Annotated in this window: 12 protein-coding genes and 2 pseudogenes; 7 read left to right on the plus strand and 7 right to left on the minus strand. The window is 58.2% G+C overall.

Going from position 1 to position 19,340, the window contains the following annotated elements; genetic code table 11:
- Positions 1 to 132: 132 nt before the first annotated feature.
- On the minus strand, positions 133 to 1,443 hold the full coding sequence (locus A8O26_RS10650; RefSeq protein WP_064117948.1) for an MFS transporter: 1,311 nt from the start codon (positions 1,441 to 1,443) through the stop codon (positions 133 to 135).
- A 172-nt stretch (positions 1,444 to 1,615) separates the two neighbouring features.
- On the opposite strand from A8O26_RS10650, the gene A8O26_RS10655 reads away from it, so the two are divergent.
- The 5 genes and pseudogenes from A8O26_RS10655 (at position 1,616) to A8O26_RS10670 (ending at position 7,150) form a co-directional block, all read left to right on the plus strand.
- Positions 1,616 to 2,734 (plus strand): sugar diacid recognition domain-containing protein, encoded by a 1,119-nt coding sequence (locus A8O26_RS10655; RefSeq protein WP_064117949.1) that lies wholly within the window; start codon positions 1,616 to 1,618, stop codon positions 2,732 to 2,734.
- A gap of 217 nt (positions 2,735 to 2,951) precedes the next feature.
- Positions 2,952 to 4,094 carry a glycerate kinase gene (locus A8O26_RS10660; protein WP_064117950.1) on the plus strand — a complete coding sequence of 381 codons (1,143 nt, stop codon included), beginning with the start codon at positions 2,952 to 2,954 and terminating at the stop codon, positions 4,092 to 4,094.
- A 201-nt stretch (positions 4,095 to 4,295) separates the two neighbouring features.
- Positions 4,296 to 5,015 (plus strand): annotated as a pseudogene (locus tag A8O26_RS30585) (MCP four helix bundle domain-containing protein); the annotation flags it as partial.
- Between the two features lie 309 nt (positions 5,016 to 5,324).
- Positions 5,325 to 5,921 (plus strand): annotated as a pseudogene (locus tag A8O26_RS30590) (methyl-accepting chemotaxis protein); the annotation flags it as partial.
- A 41-nt stretch (positions 5,922 to 5,962) separates the two neighbouring features.
- Positions 5,963 to 7,150 carry a pyridoxal phosphate-dependent aminotransferase gene (locus A8O26_RS10670; protein ID WP_064117952.1) on the plus strand — a complete coding sequence of 396 codons (1,188 nt, stop codon included), beginning with the start codon at positions 5,963 to 5,965 and terminating at the stop codon, positions 7,148 to 7,150.
- A gap of 117 nt (positions 7,151 to 7,267) precedes the next feature.
- Here the strand turns inward: A8O26_RS10670 and A8O26_RS10675 are convergent, their stop codons facing one another.
- The 5 genes from A8O26_RS10675 to A8O26_RS10695 form a co-directional block, all read right to left on the minus strand.
- Positions 7,268 to 8,245, minus strand: a complete 978-nt coding sequence (locus tag A8O26_RS10675) for a 2-hydroxyacid dehydrogenase (RefSeq protein ID WP_064117953.1) — start codon at positions 8,243 to 8,245, stop codon at positions 7,268 to 7,270.
- Between the two features lie 18 nt (positions 8,246 to 8,263).
- Entirely contained in the window at positions 8,264 to 9,562 is a 1,299-nt protein-coding gene (locus A8O26_RS10680; protein WP_064117954.1) for an MFS transporter, read from the minus strand.
- Positions 9,563 to 9,670: 108 nt separating this feature from the next.
- Positions 9,671 to 10,648 carry a sugar kinase gene (locus A8O26_RS10685; RefSeq protein WP_064117955.1) on the minus strand — a complete coding sequence of 326 codons (978 nt, stop codon included), beginning with the start codon at positions 10,646 to 10,648 and terminating at the stop codon, positions 9,671 to 9,673.
- Positions 10,641 to 11,423, minus strand: a complete 783-nt coding sequence (locus A8O26_RS10690; RefSeq protein WP_064117956.1) for a sugar phosphate isomerase/epimerase family protein — start codon at positions 11,421 to 11,423, stop codon at positions 10,641 to 10,643. Before A8O26_RS10690 ends, A8O26_RS10685 begins: the two co-directional genes overlap by 8 nt.
- A 151-nt stretch (positions 11,424 to 11,574) precedes the next feature.
- Positions 11,575 to 12,603, minus strand: coding sequence for a LacI family DNA-binding transcriptional regulator (locus A8O26_RS10695; RefSeq protein ID WP_064117957.1), 1,029 nt, complete (start codon positions 12,601 to 12,603; stop codon positions 11,575 to 11,577).
- Between the two features lie 223 nt (positions 12,604 to 12,826).
- Here A8O26_RS10695 and A8O26_RS10700 point away from each other — a divergent pair, with 223 nt between their 5' ends.
- Together A8O26_RS10700 and A8O26_RS10705 are read left to right on the plus strand one after the other, a co-directional pair.
- The gene (locus A8O26_RS10700) at positions 12,827 to 15,667 is read left to right on the plus strand and encodes a hypothetical protein (protein ID WP_172828143.1); all 2,841 of its coding nucleotides are present in this window, start codon (positions 12,827 to 12,829) and stop codon (positions 15,665 to 15,667) included.
- A 247-nt stretch (positions 15,668 to 15,914) separates the two neighbouring features.
- A complete protein-coding gene (locus A8O26_RS10705; protein WP_253756807.1) occupies positions 15,915 to 18,560 on the plus strand; it encodes an autotransporter outer membrane beta-barrel domain-containing protein in 2,646 nt (881 codons plus the stop codon).
- A gap of 60 nt (positions 18,561 to 18,620) precedes the next feature.
- On the opposite strand, the gene A8O26_RS10710 is transcribed toward A8O26_RS10705, so the two are convergent.
- Positions 18,621 to 19,262 (minus strand): DUF1345 domain-containing protein, encoded by a 642-nt coding sequence (locus tag A8O26_RS10710; protein WP_016984456.1) that lies wholly within the window; start codon positions 19,260 to 19,262, stop codon positions 18,621 to 18,623.
- Positions 19,263 to 19,340: the final 78 nt, after the last annotated feature.

Consider the following 19,340-nt stretch of genomic DNA (forward strand, 5'->3'; position numbering starts at 1 on the left):
TTTCCCCCCTCGCCCCCCTGGGGGAGAGGGCTGGGGTGAGGGGGAACAGATCTACCGAACACCACAAACCCCAAGCCGAACCCCCAATAAAAAACGGCCCTGAAAAGGGCCGTTCTTCCTCGCATCAAAACCTCAAGCGCGCAACGTCCGCGTCATGCGCAACGCGAGCAGACTCCCGCCCACAATCACACCCGCCAACAGATACAACGCCGCATCGGTCGACCCCGTGCTGTCCTTGACCCAACCCACCAGATACGGGCTGAGGAAGCCAGCCATCTGCCCCATCGAGTTGATCAACGCCAGGCCACCGGCCGCAGCGCCCGCGCTCAACATCGCGGTCGGCACCGGCCAGAACATCGGCAGGCCGGTCAGCGCGCCCATGGTGGCAATGGTCAGACCCAGAATCGCAATCGCCGGGTTAGCGGCGAAATTCACCGCAATCACCAGACCGATCGCGCCCATCAGCATAGGCACCACCAAGTGCCAGCGACGTTCTTTACGCAAGTCCGCCGAACGCCCGACCACCAGCATGAACACCGCCGCCAGCAGATACGGAATCGCACTCAGCCAGCCGATCACCAGGTTATCGCTGAAACCGAGGTTCTTGATGATCGACGGCAGCCAGAAGTTGATCGCGTACACGCCGCTCTGAATGCAGAAATAGATCAGGCCGAACGCCCAGATCGCCGGGTTCTTGAACACCGCCAACAACGAATCGGAGGTGGTTTTCGGCTTGTTCGCCAGGTCTTCGGCCTGATCGGCCTCAAGCACCGCGCGCTCATGCGGCGTCAGCCACTTGGCGTTGGCGAAGCTGTCGCTCAGGAGGAAATAGGCAAGGGCGCCGAGGATCACCGTCGGAATGCCTTGCAGCAGAAACATCCACTGCCAGCCGTCCAAACCACCTTGCCCTGCGGCGAAGTGATTGAGAATCCAGCCAGAGAACGGGCTGCCAAGCAAACCGGACACCGGGATCGCCGACATGAACAGCGCCATGATCCGCCCACGGCGGAAGGTCGGGAACCACTGCGAGAGGTACAACACGACGCCCGGGAAAAACCCGGCTTCGGCCGCGCCGGTAAACAAACGCAGGGTGTAGAACTCGGTGGGTGTGGTGACGAACAACAGGCAGGTCGACAGCGTGCCCCAGGTGATCATCATCACTGCAATCCAGCGCCGTGGACCGAATTTGGTCAACGCCAGGTTGCTCGGCACGCCGCACAGCACGTAGCCAATGAAGAAAATCCCGGCGCCGAGGCCGTACACGGTTTCGCTGAATTTCAGGGCGTCGAGCATCTGCAGTTTGGCAAATCCAACGTTGACCCGGTCGAGGTAGTTGAACAAGTAGCAGATGAAAATGAAGGGGATCAAACGCAGGGTGATGCGTTTGTAGACGGCGTTTTTATCGTCTTCGATGGTCTGGGTAGCTGCGGCGCTGTGCGACATAGCGGCTCTCTCTTTATTATGATTTTTTGCGATGCAAAGGGTAACGTTGATCGCCCTGAGAGTCTCGGTCACCTTTGGCCGGATTGTCTTTGTGCCTGAGCACAGGGTTTGCCGTCAGACCCTGTGCGGGTGAACAACTTGTCCGTGCCTGTTTTCAAGGATTCCAGCGCTTATGTTCGAACTCGATCACGACCTCGCCCAGGACATCGTCGACCGGGCCATGGCCATTTTGCCCTACAACGTCAACGTCATGGACAGCCAGGGGCTGATCCTCGGCAGTGGCGAGCCGGAGCGCATCAACACCCGTCACGAAGGCGCGCAACTGGTGTTGGCCAACGGTCGGGTGGTGGAGATCGATGCGCAAACCGCAGTGCATTTGAAGGGGGTGCAGCCGGGCATCAATTTGCCGCTGTTGCTCGATCAGCGCTTGATCGGCGTGCTTGGCATTACCGGTGAGCCGGAGCAATTGCGCACCTACGCGCAGTTGGTGCGCATGACCGCCGAAATGCTCGTCGGTCAGCGTAACCAGCAGGCCGAGCAGCAATGGCGGCGGCAGCGTTGTGATGATCTGCTGGCGCTGCTGCTGAGCGAGGCGGGGGATTCGCCGCGCCTGGTTGATGAGGCGCAGCAACTCGGGCTCAAACCGCAATTGACGCGGGTGCCGTATCTGTTCGAACTGGGTCTGGAGCATGGGCCGGGGCAAACGGTGGAGGCGCTGAGTGCCTGGTTGATGTCGCGTTATCCCGATAGCTGGTGCGTGAGTTCGGCCAAATCGTCACTGCTGTGGTGTCGTCCGGCGAGTCACAACGTCGAGCATGATCGCCTGCTGGAAAAACTCGATGGGCTGGGCTGGAACATTTTGCGTATTGCCGTCGGTGGCCAGGCGGATGGACTGACCGGGTTGCGTCGTTGTTATCGACGCGTCGGCGATTTGCTCGCCTATGGCCGTGAAGTGTTGCCGCATTCACGGCTGCTGACGCTGCATCGTTATCGCTTGCCGGTCATGTTGTGGCGGCATCGCAATGATGATGCGCTGGATGAACTGCTCAAACCGTTGCGCAAGGTCATCGCCAAGGACGCCAACGGCCAGTTGCTGGCGACACTGCGCAGTTGGTGCGAACACGACGGGCAGAGCCAGGCGTGTGCCGATGCCTTGGGGATTCATCGCAACAGTCTGCGTTATCGGATGGAGCGGATCGCCGAGTTGAGCGGGGTCGATCCATTGCGGCTCGATGGGATGTTGGCGCTTTATCTTGGGGTGCAACTGCTGCCACAGACAGATCCGAATTGATTGGGCGCCTATAAGGAAGCCTTCGCGAGCAAGCTCGCTCCCACAGGGGAACGCATTTCAAATGTGGGAGCGAGCTTGCTCGCGAAGGCGTCAGCGCCTTCAATAACAATCCTTTTGTGGAAATGAACAATAAACGCCCACGCCGCTTGTGCAGCGGACAGGCGTCAATGCGCAAGCCGACTGGCAGCATGAGGGGCATTGCAACTGGAGAATTCGCATGAAGATCGTCATCGCCCCCGATTCGTTCAAGGACAGCCTGAGTGCCCAAGGCGTCGCCGAGGCCATTGCGTTGGGCCTGGCGCAGGTCTGGCCGCACGCGACACTGGTCAAATGCCCGATGGCCGACGGCGGCGAAGGCACGGTCGAGTCGATTCTCGCCGCCTGTGAAGGCGAACTGCGCCGTACCCGCGTACGTGGCCCGTTGGGCGCGCCGGTCGACGCTGCGTGGGGCTGGCTGCCGCACAACCACACAGCGATCATCGAAATGGCCGAGGCCAGCGGTTTGCAATTGGTGCCGCTTGGCCAACGCGATGCCTGCATCAGCAGCACTTTCGGCACCGGCGAACTGGTTCGTGCCGCGCTGGACGCCGGCGCGCAGCGGGTGATTCTGGCCATTGGCGGCAGCGCGACCAACGACGGCGGCGCCGGAGCGGTGCAGGCCTTGGGCGTGAAATTGCTCGATGCGCAGGGGCAGACGCTGGTGCCCGGCGGCTTGGCATTGGCGCAACTGGCGCGTGTCGATCTGAGCGAACTCGATCCGCGACTGGCGCACGTGCGCTTCGATATTGCGGCGGACGTGAATAACCCACTCTGCGGTCCGCACGGCGCTTCAGTGATTTTCGGCCCGCAGAAAGGTGCCTCACCGGCGCAAGTGCAGCAACTCGATCAGGCCTTGGGGCACTTCGCCCAATTGTGCGCGCAGGCGTTGGATAAAGATGTGCGCGATGAGCCGGGCAGCGGCGCGGCAGGTGGTCTGGGGTTTGCCGCCAAGGCTTTCCTTGGCGCGCAATTTCAAGCCGGGGTTGAGGTGGTCGCCGAACTGGTCGGCCTTGCTGAAGCCGTCAACGGCGCGGACCTGGTGATTACCGGAGAAGGGCGATTCGATGCGCAAACCCTGCGCGGCAAGACGCCGTTCGGTGTCGCGCGGATTGCCAAACGGCACGCAGTGCCCGTAATCGTTATCGCCGGGACATTGGGCGAGGGTTATCAGGCACTTTACGAGCACGGCATCGACGCGGCTTTTGCCGTCACCAGCGGCCCGATGACGCTGGCGCAGGCCTGCGCCGAAGCACCGCGCCTGTTGCGTGAACGCGCCACCGACATCGCCCGCGTCTGGCAAATGGCCAAACACAACGTTTGAATCTGACTCACAGGGTGTTTCAATCTTGTAACACCCTGAAAAATAATTGCTCTTGACCCGCAATCTTCCTAAAGCCTGGCCGATACAAGGATCAGGCGCGCACAAAATCTCCTAAAACAGTGACGCCGGACTGAAGCCCGCCCTCCGGGCCAGTGATCACGGCATGGACGCTGGTAGTTTCTATCTTCCGAGAGTCCAACTATGTCCTTGCGTAACCTGAATATCGCGCCGCGTGCCTTCCTCGGTTTTGCCTTTATCGCCTTGTTGGTGATCGTGCTCGGCGTGTTCGCCGTCAACCGCATGACCACCATCCGCCAGGCGTCCATTGACATGGCGACGAATCAACTGCCCAGCGTCGGCTATCTCGGTGTCGTGACAGAAAACGTCCTGCGCCTGCGCATTCTGTCGTTCCGTATTCTGGTCAACCGTGATCCGGCAGGTTTGCAAGAAGCCCAGACGCGCATCGGCGTGCTGGTGGACAAGGTCCGCAGTGCCCAGGCCAGCTACGCCGCGCTGCCGGCTGGCGACGAAGAGACCGCACAATATCGGGCTTTCGCAGCAACGCTCGATAACTACCTGCAAGCGCAAAACCAGATGATGGAGCTGTCGCGCCAGGACAAAGTCGATGAGATGCGTACCCTGATCAACACGCGGATCAAGGACGGCACCGACCAGATGGGCGAACAGCTCAACAAACTCATCGCGATCAACGCCGCTGACGCGAAAGTCGCTTCCAGTCAGGCCGGCGAACATTACGACAGCGCCATTACCGGCATCATCATCGTTTCGGTGTTTGCCGCACTGGCCACGGTGTTGCTCGCCTTGCTGTTGACCCGCAGCATTGTCACACCGTTGAACCGCGCCGTGCAGGCCGCGCAAACCATCGCCAGTGGCAACCTCACCAAAAACATCGAAGTCGATGGCAAGGACGAACCGGCGCGCCTGCTCGAAGCACTGGCCGCGATGCAGACCAACCTGCGCAAAACCATCGAACAGATCGCCGGTTCTGCCACGCAACTGGGCGCCGCCGCTGAAGAGCTCAGCGCGGTCACCGAAGAGGCGTCCCGTGGCTTGCAACAACAGAACAACGAAATCGAACAAGCCGCCACCGCCGTCAACGAGATGACCGCCGCTGTGGAAGAAGTCGCGCGCAATGCCGTGTCGACCTCTGAAGCCTCGAACCAGTCGACCCACGCCGCCCGCGAAGGTCGCGATCAAGTGGTGAAAACCGTCGACGCGATCCAGACCATGACCCACGACGTGCAGAACACTGCGCAAATGATCGAAGGCCTCGCCGCGCAGGGCCGCGACATCGGCAAAGTGCTCGACGTGATCCGCGCCATCGCCGAACAGACCAACCTGCTGGCGCTTAACGCCGCCATCGAAGCGGCACGTGCGGGTGAAGCTGGACGCGGCTTCGCCGTGGTCGCGGACGAGGTGCGCGCCTTGGCCCACCGCACCGCGCAGTCGACCCAGGAAATCGAAAAAATGGTCGCCGGCATCCAGAACGGCACCGGTGAAGCGGTTTCGTCGATGCAGCAAAGCAACCAGCGCACCCAGTCGACCCTGGAAATGGCCCGAGCGGCCGGCGTGGCGCTGGAGCAGATCACCCAGTCGATCCATCAGATCAACGAGCGCAACCTGGTCATCGCCAGCGCCTCGGAAGAGCAGGCGCAGGTCTCGCGTGAAGTCGACCGCAACCTGGTCAACATCCGCGATCTGGCCACGCAATCGGCCGCCGGGGCGAACCAGACCAGCGCCGCGACCCATGAACTGTCGCGCCTGGCGGTGGATTTGAACGCGATGGTGGCGCGTTTCGTGATTTGAGATACGGTGAAGGCTGGAGACCGCGCAATCAGGAGACGTACATGCGCTATTCAGCCTTGACCCAACGAATCGCCGGAGAGGGGGCGTCAGCCTGGCAGATTCATGACCGAGCGCTGGAGTTGCGCGCCGAAGGTGTCGATGTCTTGCTGTTGAGTGTCGGCGATCCGGATTTCGATACGCCACTGCCGATTATTCATGGCGCGATCGACAGTTTGCTGGCGGGCGATACGCATTATTCCGAAGTGCGCGGTCGTTTGGCGCTGCGCAAGTTGATTGCCGAACGGCATCGTCGGCGCAGTGGTCAGGCTGTCGATGCCGATGATGTGATCGTCATGCCCGGCGCGCAGTGCGCGGTGTATTCGGTCGCACAGTGTTTGCTCGATCCGGGCGACGAAGTGATCGTCGCCGAACCGATGTACGTCACTTATGAAGGTGTGTTCGGCGCGTGCGGCGCGACGGTGGTACCGGTGCCGGTCCGTCCGGAAAACGGCTTTCGCGTGGATCCCGCCGATGTCGCCGCGCGGATCACCGCTAAAACCCGTGCGCTGTTACTCAACAGCCCGAATAACCCCTCCGGCGCGAGTCTGTCGCTGCTGATCTGGCAGGAGCTGGCGGCGTTGTGCGTACGGCATGACTTGTGGCTGATCAGCGACGAGGTCTACAGCGATTTGCTGTACGAAGGCGAGCATGTCAGCCCGGCGAGTTTGCCGGGCATGGCGGTACGCACGGCGACGATCAACAGCCTGTCGAAATCCCACGCCATGACAGGGTGGCGTATCGGCTGGATGATCGGGCCGCGGCCATTGGCCGAGCATCTGGTCAACCTGTCGTTGAGCATGCTGTTTGGTCTGCCGGACTTTGTGCAGAAAGCCGCGCAAATTGCGCTGGAAACCGATCTGCCGGAAGTGACCCACATGCGCGAGGAATATCGCTTGCGCCGCGATCTGGTGTGCGAACGGTTGCGCGGTTGCCCGGGGCTGCACCCGATTCGCCCCGATGGCGGCATGTTCGTGATGGTTGATGTGCGCCAGACGGGCCTTGGCGCTCAGGCGTTTGCCGAGCAGTTGCTGGAAGGTTATGGCGTGTCGGTGCTGGCCGGTGAAGCGTTCGGGCCGAGTGCGGCGGGGCACATCCGGATTGGTCTGGTGGTCGATCGGGTGAAACTGGCGGATGCCTGTGCGCGGATTGCGCTGTGTGCGGCGCAGCTGTTACAGGCGCGTAGTGCCTGATGGTTGTGTGTTGCCTGTTCCGGCCTCTTCGCGAGCAGGCTCGCTCCCACAGGGGAATGCGTTTCAAATGTGGGAGCGAGCTTGCTCGCGAAGGCGGCACTACAGCCACCGATTAACTCAGCCCTGCCAGGCTGATGGATTCACCAGATTCGCCGGTTTTTCCCCAGCCAGCGCCGCGAGCAAATTCTCCACCGCACAGCGCGCCATCGCTTCGCGCGTCTCATACGTCGCCGAGCCCATGTGCGGCGTCGCCACCACATTATTCAGTTGCAACAACGGCGAGTCATGCTGCAACGGCTCACGCTCGAACACATCCAGCCCCGCCGCACGAATGCGTTGATGACGCAGCGCCTCGATCATCGCCGCTTCATCCACCACTTTGCCCCGCGAGATATTGATGAAAATGCTTTCCGGACGCATCAAGGCAAACTGCTCGGCACCGATCAAACCTTCCGTTTGCGCCGTCAGTGGCAAGGTCAGGCAAATGAAATCGGCCTGCTTGAGCAGATCCTCAAGGCTGCGATATTGCGCATCAAACCGCGCCTCGACCGCCGGTTTGCGTGACTGGCTGTGATAGATCACCGGCATGCCAAAACCGAAATGCCCACGCTGGGCCAACGCTTCGCCGATGCGGCCCATGCCGATGATGCCCAGCGTCTTGCCATGCACATCGGTGCCGAAATGCGCCGGGCCGATGTTGCGATTCCATTGGCCGCTGCGCACCATGTTCGCCAGCTCGACCACACGCCGGGCGGCGGCGAGGATCAACGCAAAACCGGTGTCAGCGGTGGTTTCGGTGAGCACGTCCGGGGTGTTGCTCAGCAGGATCTTGCGCCGGCTCAGGTAATCGATGTCGTAGTTGTCGACGCCCACCGAGACGCTGGCGATGGCCTCCAATTGCGGCGCCAGATCGAGCAACGCAGCATCGAGCTTCAGGCTGGCGCCGAGCAAACCGTGAGCACGGGGCAGGGCATCACGCAGTTGCATGAGGCCGTCGGCGTCGAGGCTGTCGATCAGTGTCACGTCGCAGTGTTCCTGCAGACGCGCCATCAACGCTGGCGAGAGTTTCTTGTACAACACAACCTGCTTTTTCATCGCAATGTTCTCTTCAATTCAGGGATGCGCCGGCACCGGACGTGGCGCAGTGGCTTTGGCCACGACGCGATCACTGGCGCCGGGCTTGAGAAAAATCGTCAGCACCACCGACAGCAGCAACGCGCCGCTCATCAACAGATACGAAGCGCCGGGCGAACCGGTGGAACTGTTCAGGTAACCGACCAGATACGAACCGCCGAACGAGCCGAGCGCACCCATGCTGTTGATCAGCGCCATCGCGCCACCGGCGACGTTGGCCGGGAGAATTTCCGGGACGATGGCAAAGAACGGCCCGTAAGGCGCGTACATACAGGCGCCGGCAATCACCAGCAATGTGTACGACCACCAGAAGTGCTCAGCGCCCAGTGCGTAAGAGCCGTAGAACGCAATTGACGCGATCAGCAGCGGTGGCCAGACGAAACTTTTGCGCTTCTGCAACTTGTCCGAACCCCACGACACCGCGAGCATGCCGATCACCGCCGCCAGGTACGGCAGCGCCGACAGCCAACCGGCTTCGATCATGTCCATTTGTGCGCCGGCCTTGAGAATCGACGGCAGCCACAACACGAAGCCATAGACGCCGATGCTCCAGCAGAAAAACTGCAGCGCGAGAATGATCACCTTCGGCGAACGGAACGCCTCGGCGTAGTTCTTCACCGCTTTGATACCGACCTGCTCAGCGGCCAGAGCGCTTTCCAGATCCTGCTTCTCCTGATCACTCAGCCACTTGGCCTGGGCCGGACGATCATCGGCCAGACGCCACCAGATAAACGCCCAGATCACCGCCGGCAAGCCTTCAATGATAAACATCCAGCGCCAGCTGAAATGCTGCACCAGGTACCCCGAGACCACCGACATCCACAGCATCGTTACCGGGTTGCCGAGGATCAGAAAGGTGTTTGCCCGTGAGCGTTCGGCACGGGTGAACCAGTGGCACAGATACACCAACATCGCTGGCATCACCGCCGCTTCGACCACGCCGAGCATGAAGCGGATGACGATCAGCCAATAGGCGTTGGAGACCACGCCGGTCAGCGTCGCAAGGCCGCCCCAAAGGATCAGACTGACGAAGATCAGCTTCTTCACGCTGTGTTTTTGCGCGTAGATCGCGCCCGGCACCTGGAAGAAAAAGTAACCGAGGAAGAACAGCGCGCCGAGCAGCGATGACAGGCCCGGGGTGATCATCAGGTCGGCGGCCATGCCGGACGCGGCGGCGAAACCGTAGTTGGCGCGATCGAGATACGCCAGGCTGTAGGTGATGAACACGATCGGCATGATGTACCACCAGCGGCGGGTGGCGAGGGTTGCGGTTTTCATGGTCTTGCTCCTGAGCTTGTTGTTTTTGTCGCAGCAGGTTCAATTATTTGCAGTGACTAGGCGGGCCTCTTCGCGAGCAGGCTCGCTCCCACAGTGGATTTTCTGAGCTCACATAACCCCTGTGGGAGCGAGCCTGCTCGCGAAGGCGGCCTGAAACTCAACCGATAACTCCTGGCGGGTCGGCAACCCTTCCATATCCCCGCGACTCTGCACCGCCCGACTGCCAATCCAGTTCGCGCGCTGCACCGCCTCGGCAAAACCCTGATGTTCGAGCAGGGCACTGATCATCCCCACCGCAAAACCATCACCGGCACCGACCGTATCGACGACTTTCGCCACCGGCACTCCGGCGACAAATCCCGACGCCAGATGCGTGCGGTAATAGGCACCCTCCGGTCCGAGTTTGATCGCCACTGCTTCGGCACCTTGATCGAGATAAAACGCGGCGATGTCCGCCGGATCTTCAAAACCGGTCAGCAAACGACCTTCGCTCAACCCCGGTAACACCCAATGGGCGAGGGCGGCGAGGCGGTTGATCTCGCTGATCATCTCGCGCTCGCTGGCCCACAGGCTCGGGCGCAGATTGGGGTCGAAGGAAACGCTGCGCCCGGCCTCACGCATACGCGTCATCAGTTCAAACGACATGGCTCGCGCCGAGGCCGACAGCGCCGGCGGAATGCCGGTGGCGTGCAGATGGCGGGCGCCGAGCAGGTTGTCGGTGATCGACTGCGGCGACAGGTGACTGGCCGCCGAACCACGACGGAAGTACTCGACTTGCGGATCGCTGCCATCGTCATTGCGCGATTTGAACTGGAAACCGGTCGGGTGCTGTTTATCGACGTCGACGTGGCTGCAATCCAGACCTTCCTTGATCAAGGTCTCGACCACAAAACGCCCGAGCGAATCATTGCCGACCCGGCTCAGCCAAGCGACGTTGAACCCCAGGCGCGAAAGGCCGATCGCGACATTGCTGTCGGCTCCGGCGATGCGCTTGTGAAAGTGCTCGACCGCCGCCAGATCACCGGTCTGCTCAGCGACCAGCATCGCCATGGTTTCGCCGAACGAGAGAATATCGATCTCAGACATGAGCAGGCTCCAGACGGGATTGGCCGAGGCGGGCGAGGGCGGCGACGTGCTCCGTGGTCAGTTGCACCAGATCTTCGCCCTGCAACGGATATTCGGCGGCGCGCATAACGCCTTGGGCCATGTGCCGCAACAGTTGTTCCCACAGATGCAGGTCACTGACCGTCGGTGGCACCGCCACCAGTTTGCCGTCCGGCCGGCGGGCCACGGCTTTGCAATGCACGTAACCGACGTGGCGGCCCAACAGGCGCGCAGCGTTGGCGGCGGACTGGTCCTGCCACTGCCAGTTACCGATGTCGAAGGTCATCTTGATCGGCAAGTTGTGCTGCTCGACGGCGGCGAAGAAGCGCTGAAAGGGTTCGATGCGACCGCCGTGCAAGGTCTGGTCGTTCTCCACCAGCAACTGCACCGGGCTGTGCTTCAAGCGTTCGGCCAGGGCTTGCAAGTCGTTGGTGTCGGTGAAGTAGCCGAGAGAAACCTTCAGCCATTTTGAGCCGAATGCTTCGGCGTTTTGCAGTGCGCTGATCAACTCGGGGTTGGGGCGCGATTGCCCGGCGAGCCACAGCTCAGTGGGCGAGGAATAAATGCTTTGCAGGCCCTGCGCCTGAGTGGCGGCGCAGAGTTGCGCGGGCACTTCGCGGGTCAGTAATTCTTCGCGCCACTCGATGCGATCGGCACCGGCGGCGGCGAGCACGTCGATGAAAAAATCCTGCCCGCGCTGGCGCACAAGCTCGGCGCCATAGCTGGACAAACTGATGGAAACGGCGGGTTTATTCATTGTTATTGACCTCTGAAACCGGTTTCATTTTTGTTCAAAAAAATATCAGTGAAGGAGGGTTTGTTCTTGCGGGCCTCTTCGCGAGCAAGCTCGCTCCCACAATGGAATGCGATCAACCTGTGGGAGCGAGCTTGCTCGCGAAGGCGTCAGATCAGACACCACCAACCTCACGGGTCGACCCACGCTCAACCAGCACCGGCGCAAAATCCACCACCCGCGCCACCGCATCATCCCCACGCAAGCGCTTGAGCAAACACTCAAACGCCCGCGCGCCTATCTCCTGCGTCGGCTGAGCCAGCGCGGTAATCCCGCTGCCCACCAGCGGATACCAATCCAGATCGTCCAGGGCAATCAGCCCGACATCCTCGAACAGCCGACAGCCAATCTGGCGCAAGGCAGTCGTTGCGGCCAGCGCCGCCACGCCATTGGCGCAAAACAGCGCTTTGGGGCCGTTACCGGGTGTGTTTAAAAAGGTTTGAAGCTGGGTGCTCAGATCATCGCCGGTTTCCAGCACCGCCCCAGTCAAGGCCGAGCGTTGGGCAATCTGCGCCTGAAAACTGCTGACCCGCTCAATCCGCGAACTGGTGCCGTCATAGGGTTCGGTCACCAACAGCACATCGCGATAGCCACGCTGCTCAAGGTGCGCGAGGGCCATCTCCACCGCTTGCGGGTTATTCAACCCAACCATGTCGCTGTCGAGCCCGTCGACCTTGCGATCAACCAGCACCAGCGGCATCTCGCGGCGCAACTCGTGCAACTCGTCACGGTGATGACCCAGCGTATTCACGATCAGCCCTTCGATGTTGTAGGAGCGCAACAGCGCCAGATGCTGGCGTTCCTGCTCGTCATCGCGGTCGGTGTTGCACACCACCAGGCTGTAGCCGTGCGCACGGCAAGCGGTTTCCACCCCGTGCATCACGGCAATCGAATAAGGGTTTCGGATATCGGCGACGAGCATGCCGATCAGGCGCGTGCGCCCGCGTTTCAGACCGCGGGCCATCTGGTTGGGGCGGTAGCCGAGTTCGCAGATGGCCTGTTCGATGCGCAGGGCAATGGCGTCGGATAGCAGGGCGCGGTCATCGCCGATGAAGCGCGAGACGCTGGCCTTCGAGACCCCGGCGCGTTCGGCGACGTCGAGCATCGTCACGCGGCTGCGTTGGGCGGTGGAGAAATCATTCACGGTTGAGTCTTCTTATTGTCTGAAACCGGTTTCAGGAGACACCAATTTCTTCGATTGCGTCAAGTGAAGATCTGGCTGGAAGTGGATAGGTAGACCGCCGTTTCCGACAGACGGTAGTGACACCTGTCAGATCTGACAGTTGGCAGATGATGGGGGCGAGCGCCTAATTCGCTCATCGGATCAGCGATCGTTTTTACCAGCGGAATTTAAATTGACGTGGTGGATGGAAATCATGAGTTCAGTCGGTATTTCCAGAAATAGTCCCTCGAACGGTGTATTTGCCGCACCACTCTCAGTCGAGGGTATTGATGACAATGATCTGGATGGCTATATCCCCAGAGATATTTTGTTAAAGGGCACTCGTATCGTTATTCCTCGCCCGGATGACACCGGAGCTAATGACCAATTGATGGTGTTTTGGTTTCAGAATTCAAAAGAAACAACTATTTTTGACCAAAACTATCCATCGGGAATTGTCGATCCCTTCGTTTATGTGGCCTTGACGTCGCAACAAATGGCAACTGATGGTGTTGCGCAAGTTTATTACAAGTTTTGGAAGAGAGGTGGCGGTAATCCGGATGAGTCGCCACCACGCATGCTGACCATTGATCACAGGGCTCTTTTGAGCTTTCCGGAACCCTTGGCGGTGGACGCAACAATCTGGGGGTATTGGAATAACAATACGAACCCGCCATTGCCAAATGGTGGCACTCTTCGAATTCGCCCTCTTGATAATATTGCTCAGCCATTAGATGTCGCGTGGATTGTATGGAGAGGATATCGGAGTCTTAACGGAAGTGGTCCGGAGGTGGCGGAAGTTTATGGTCGCTGGAGTAAGGCACTTTCTGCTACAGATATAAAAAACGGCTTCAATTATGTAGTGCCGTTTCAAAATCATATTAGTTCGCTGATTGACAATGATTCCGCTATTGTTGTTTGCCAATTGTTCCGCGGCGGCAAGATTATTGCTGAATCAGAAAAAGGATTGGTGAAAGTCGATCGAGTAACACCTGGTAAACCTGGCCCTTTCGGCCTGACCTCGCAAGGAGAGACGATAATGGGAATTAAATTTGTACCTAAAAAACAACGGCCGATGTCTACTGGTGTTTCATCCGCCGCTGGGCCTTTTGCGGATATTTCAGTAGAAACATTGGCGGATGGTTTTATTGCAAAAGCTGTAATGGATTCCGGTAAGTTGATAATCAATTTCACTCGTACACCTGATGAATTGGATGGCGATAGTATTGATGTTAAATACCGTGAAAAAGGAGAGCCGAACTGGACTGATTACCCAATGTCCATCGACCTTGACCCGGTTGCCGAACGGCCGGTTGGCACCATCCCACTGCCGTTGGATGCCGGTTTGTTCGCTGAAAAGGCTACCTCACCCGGTCCGACTGTCTGGGAACTCATGATTGAGCTTTATAAAGGAGGGGGCGGTAACAAGGAGGACTCCAAACCTTTGGAATTCAACGTAGATCAGCTCGAACCGGTCAGTACAAAAAATCCTCCCAGAAAAATCAAGCCAACGCCAGTTCCGGTTTTTGTCAATGGAACCCCGCTTCCGCTGCGGAATATTGACCGGGACTGGATAACTACTAATCCGAATATGAACTTCACGATCAATATTACTTATTTCGGGCGTCGTCTTGACGACAATCTGACCGTCTGGTTGAGTTCCGCTACGCTAAATTCACCACGATTTGAAGTCTTTAATGGCCAGGTCCCCGCTGGTGGTACGTTCGATATTGCTAGCAGCGAGTTGCTTAAATTCACGAATGGACGCGTTAATTTAACTTATCGCTGGGATGACTGGCTGGGTAATCTGGGCGAGGAGTCAGTTTCTACTCCCATTCTGACACTGGCATTGCCGCAAGCGCCAGTGATATCAAGAGCTCCGCTGGTGCCAGAAACGGATCCAAATTACAGCGCGCCGCTCTATTGGGAAAACTTTGACGGCGGGATTGCGGCTATCGTCGAAAACGCCTCTATCACAAACGCGTTGGCCGGGGATAATGTCTTTGTAGTAGTTACAAGATCTGATGATCTCTCCAATTTTGTCGACACTGGAAAACAGCCATGGGCTAATGGCAATTTGAGCTTTGATCTTACCTACTCAAATCTCAATCAGATATTTAACGGTGCCGACGAACCCGTGGAAGCCACGATCCACTGTGAAATAGAGCGAACCAATATTCCGAATGCTGTTTCACCTTCTAGAACCATTACGTTGGCATTCGATATTGCGGGTGTGATACCACCAAATCCTCCTGATCTGGAAAATCCGGATCTGCAACTACCGGTTGTGAAGGGGATGTCTAACGTTGATAACGTCATCGCGGCTACTGATCGCGACAAGCCAGGTACTTTCAAAGTAACGAACGGTCTTGCAGATCCGGACATTGAACCGGGGCATACCGTCAAGTGTTATTTAGGGAGCTCCACTACACCTTTTGAGGTGTTTAGTCCGATTGTCCCTGTATCAGAGTTTGAGGTTGTGATTCCGGCAGGTGACATGGCTAAGTTGACACCCCCTAGCGATACAGCTCGTTACACTATCGAGAAAACTGGGGTCGGTAAAAATGTCAATAAATCCTTGCCGCAAACGGTAGTAGTCAATCGTATTCCGGTCGTACTCCCGGCACCTACTATCAGAATCCGCAGGCCTGATCTTCGCGACTATATCGAGTGCTACGCGATGACCAGTCCCACGAGCGGTTATGTTCTGGGACTGCAGATCGCAAAAGATCCGCTGCTGCCGGTGGGCACGGTTATCGAGGCAAAATTTGAAGCGCACTCGAATGCGCAGGGTACTGCGTTGATTGCCGGTACGGCGGCCTCGGCGCCTTATACCATTGCTGGGCCCACCGTGCCTGATGTTGCTGGCGTGGGTACCGCTGCACACTTCAAGGCCGCACAGCCTGTGCGACTCGGTCGGGAGGTATGGGGAAAATACTGGTATGAAGCCCAAGGTGGTCAGCAATCATCTACGCCGGTCATTAAACGTTTGGATACTATCAATAACAGCTTCCAGTATTGCGATCTGACAGAAGCGCCAGTCTAGGGCTGCGATCAATAGCGTTATTTTTTCATCGCGAGAGGGGCGATTGTCTCTCTCGCGATTTTTATAGCTATTCAGGAGAGTTTGATTATGCCTGCACTCTGGAAGGATAAATCACCGTGTATATAAGGACTATTCCTACATAAAACATTCGGTTTTCTTATTAGGCTGTCGGACGTTTTTTAGGTGCGCACTTGTAACACTGCCGAAAAAGCAGAGGTTGGAATTGTGCAGACTTGAGGAAGTACCCATGTCCCTTTCTATTTTCTCCAAACACACGAATATCATCAGACTGATGATCGCGGCGACATTGATCTCCGCGCCCCAGGCCTACAGTCGAACCCTGTTACCAGGCGAGAGTGAAGTGGTCACCAGTCCATCGGTGCCAGAAGCCTGGGTGGTGTCCCAAGGGGGAACGCTGACCATCGACAACTCGACAGCGCTGACCATCAGCTCACGAAGTGCCAATGTCATTTTTAGCGGTGGCCAAAGCCAGCGCATCGATGCAAACACCTCTTCGTTGAATATGTCCGGTGCTACGGTCAACAGCGCGGCGGGCCGGGGAGCCATCCAGCTACTCGACAGCACTGCTACGATCGACAACTCGACTATCACCAGCACCAACAGTTTCGGGCTTTTGCTGGGACGTAACATCAGCACCCCTGCATCATCCTCTGCCACCGTTACTGGCAAAAGTGTCATCACCGGCGCGATAGGCGGTGCGCAAGCGGTAGGTTTTGCCGTGCTCAACCTCACAGATTCCACTGTCGTTGGCACTGGGGCTACCAGTTATGGTGTGCAACTGGGCGGTGCAACACTTTCAGCGATGGGCAGCACGATTACCGGCGCACAGGACGGCCTGCAAATCGTGACCGACACGGTCGGCATCAACGCCAGCACCGTGACGCTCAACAACACCAGCGTGAGCGGCGGCACCGGATCGGCGATCGTGCTGGGCTCTTCCGGCGCTGCCGGTACAGTTGCGACAATCAGTGTTCTGGGGAACTCCCAATTGTTCGGTGGCAACGGCAATCTTTTACAAGCAACCAATCGCTCCACCGCCAATCTCACCGTTGATGCAAGCCAGTTGAGTGGCAACGTAGTGGCCGATACGGGCAGTTCGGTTTCTCTACTGATGCAGAACGGCGCCGCGCTGGAAGGTGATTTACAGAACGTGACCCAGATCAGTCTGGACTCCCGCAGCACGCTCAATGGCGATGTCCTGTCCGTTGCAGGTACAGCCTCAAAGGTCAATCTGAACAATAACGCCGTGCTCAATGGCAACGTTGAAAACGTCACCAGTCTGTCGCTGAACAATGGCAGCCAAATGACCGGCAATGTGTTGGCGGACACCAATGGCCGTGTCGAGCTGGACAATCGTTCGGCAATCAACGGCAACGTCGAAAACGTCTCAAGTCTTGTATTGAACAATGGCAGCAACCTCACTGGCGACGTCATCACGGCTGCCAATGGGAGTGTATTGCTGGACAATGGTTCGCTACTCACCGGCCAGATAACCAATTCGGGCAACCTGACCATCAACAATGCGGCGCAGTGGGTCATGACCGGCGACAATACCGTGCAGCAACTGGGCATGAACAACGGTGTCGTGCAAATGGGCACGAACGAGCAGTTCCAGCAACTGAATGTCGGCGATCTTTCCGGTCGCGGTACGTTTGCGATGGGCACGGATCTGGGCAACGGCAATACGGACTTCCTGAATGTCACCGGCAACGCGACTGGGCAACATCAATTGCAAATCGCTGCTACCGGCACCACGCCTGTCACCGCCGAAGCCGTGAAGGTCGGCAATATCGCTGCGGGCGATGCGAGTTTTTCGCTGGGAGGACGTGAGACGGTTGACGCGGGCACGTTCGTGTATCGGTTGGCCAAGGAAGGTCAGGGTCTGTACCTGAATCCAGACAAGGAAACCGTGAGTACTTCGAGTAACACCGCTCTGGCCTTGGCGGGCAGTGCTCGCAGTGTCCTGAATTCCGAGGCAGCCATGCTCAGCGATCAACTGGGTGACCGCAGCCTGAGCATCCGCCCAGAAGCATCGATGCGTGCGATGGATGACAGCTCGGTAAAACTGAGCAACAGCGTCTGGGTTCGCACTTACGGTAACCAGTACAACGTCGACAACGCGTATGGCGACGGTTACACCCAGAACCAGACGGGTATTACCGGTGGCGCCGATACGGTCGTCGATATTGCCGGGCGCGCATGGGTGCTCGGTGGATTTGTCGGCACGAGTCGAACAGACATCGATCTGAAATATGGCTCCAGCGCCATTGTCGACAGCGTGAACGCAGGTGTTTACGGCAGCACGTTTGATGTCGACAGCGGTGTGTTCGTCAATCTGATGGCCAAGATCAATCAGTTCGATAACAAAGCCAAAGTGACCATGAGCGATGGCACCCGGACCAAGGGTGACTACAAGTCTCTGGGATTAAGTGGTTCTGCAGCAATCGGCAAACATATTCGCCTCAAGGATGATTATTTTGTCGAGCCGCAGGTGCAGATATCAACGGGCGTTGCGCAAAGCGATGAATACAGGCTCGACAATGGCCTGCAAGTCAAAGCCGATACCATGCGTTCCGTTCAGGGCAAAGTCGGTGTTCGTGGCGGGCGCGTCATCACGCTGGATAACGGCAGTCTGCTGGAGCCAAGCCTGTCGACCGCGGTCAATCACGAGTTTGTCAAAACCAACGAGGTCAAAATCAACGACGACAGTTTCGATGATGATCGTGCCAGCAGCTCTGTGGAGTATGGCGCCGGTCTCAAGTGGACACCGGCTCAGCGTACCTGGCAGGTTTCCGGTCAAGTAGGCGGTAGCAAAGGAACAACCGTGAGTCAGGACTGGAGCGGTAGCCTGCGAGTCAGCTACTTCTTCTGATCGGTTACCGATGAAATGAAAAAGCCCTGACAGTGTCAGGGCTTTTTTTTCGGAAATTGTTCAGCCAAACAGTCCGGCGGCGATATTGATGGAGAATCCCAGTATCGCTGTGTTGAAGACAAACCCGATCAGTGATTGTGCCAATACGATCTTGCGAATATCCCGGGTCGCCACGCCCACATCCGCTGTTTGCACCGCCACGCCGATGGTGAAGGAGAAGTACAGAAAGTCCCAATAGTTGGGCGTGGTCAGTCCTTCGGCGAAACGCAGCGCCGGTTCCTTGCCATCCCACGTGTAATACAACCTTGCGTAATGCACGCAGAAAATCACTCCGATCAGCAGCCACGAACCGATCACCGTGAGTGCGGTGAACCCGTAATGCATGAGCTTGCGCGTGGTTTCCAGATCCTTGCTGCCAGCCAGTTCAAAGGTAATGGTGGCCAGGCTGGCCAGCGCGGCGATGCACACCACGAACAGCACCAGCCCGGCATTTTCATCTTCGACTTCAGCGATGCGTTTGACGTCCGGGGCCTTGGCGCGCACGGTCAGCCAGAACATCAGGATCAAATAGGTCCAGACACCCGCATTCCAGCCGATGAGGATTTTGCTGACGATGGAATCGGCGGGTGCCAACAGGCCGGTGGCGAGGCCGAACAGGGCGGCGGCAGACAGGCGAGGGTGGGTGCGTGCGAGAAAGCGCATGGGGACTCGATGGGCCAGGGTGGTTCAGACACCTTAGCCCAGCGATGGAGGATATGACCACAGGCTCGAGTTTATGAC

Source organism: Pseudomonas fluorescens (assembly GCF_001648775.1).
Taxonomy (GTDB): Bacteria; Pseudomonadota; Gammaproteobacteria; order Pseudomonadales; family Pseudomonadaceae; genus Aquipseudomonas; species Aquipseudomonas fluorescens_M.

Coding starts and splice junctions, on each gene's coding strand:
- A8O26_RS10680 (WP_064117954.1), bottom strand. CDS start 9,562: ATGAAAACCGCAACCCTCGCCACCCGCCGCTGGTGGTACATCATGCCG.
- A8O26_RS10675 (WP_064117953.1), bottom strand. CDS start 8,245: ATGAAAAAGCAGGTTGTGTTGTACAAGAAACTCTCGCCAGCGTTGATG.
- A8O26_RS10700 (WP_172828143.1), top strand. CDS start 12,827: ATGGAAATCATGAGTTCAGTCGGTATTTCCAGAAATAGTCCCTCGAAC.
- A8O26_RS10660 (WP_064117950.1), top strand. CDS start 2,952: ATGAAGATCGTCATCGCCCCCGATTCGTTCAAGGACAGCCTGAGTGCC.
- A8O26_RS10655 (WP_064117949.1), top strand. CDS start 1,616: ATGTTCGAACTCGATCACGACCTCGCCCAGGACATCGTCGACCGGGCC.
- A8O26_RS10685 (WP_064117955.1), bottom strand. CDS start 10,648: ATGTCTGAGATCGATATTCTCTCGTTCGGCGAAACCATGGCGATGCTG.
- A8O26_RS10690 (WP_064117956.1), bottom strand. CDS start 11,423: ATGAATAAACCCGCCGTTTCCATCAGTTTGTCCAGCTATGGCGCCGAG.
- A8O26_RS10650 (WP_064117948.1), bottom strand. CDS start 1,443: ATGTCGCACAGCGCCGCAGCTACCCAGACCATCGAAGACGATAAAAAC.
- A8O26_RS10710 (WP_016984456.1), bottom strand. CDS start 19,262: ATGCGCTTTCTCGCACGCACCCACCCTCGCCTGTCTGCCGCCGCCCTG.
- A8O26_RS10670 (WP_064117952.1), top strand. CDS start 5,963: ATGCGCTATTCAGCCTTGACCCAACGAATCGCCGGAGAGGGGGCGTCA.
- A8O26_RS10705 (WP_253756807.1), top strand. CDS start 15,915: ATGTCCCTTTCTATTTTCTCCAAACACACGAATATCATCAGACTGATG.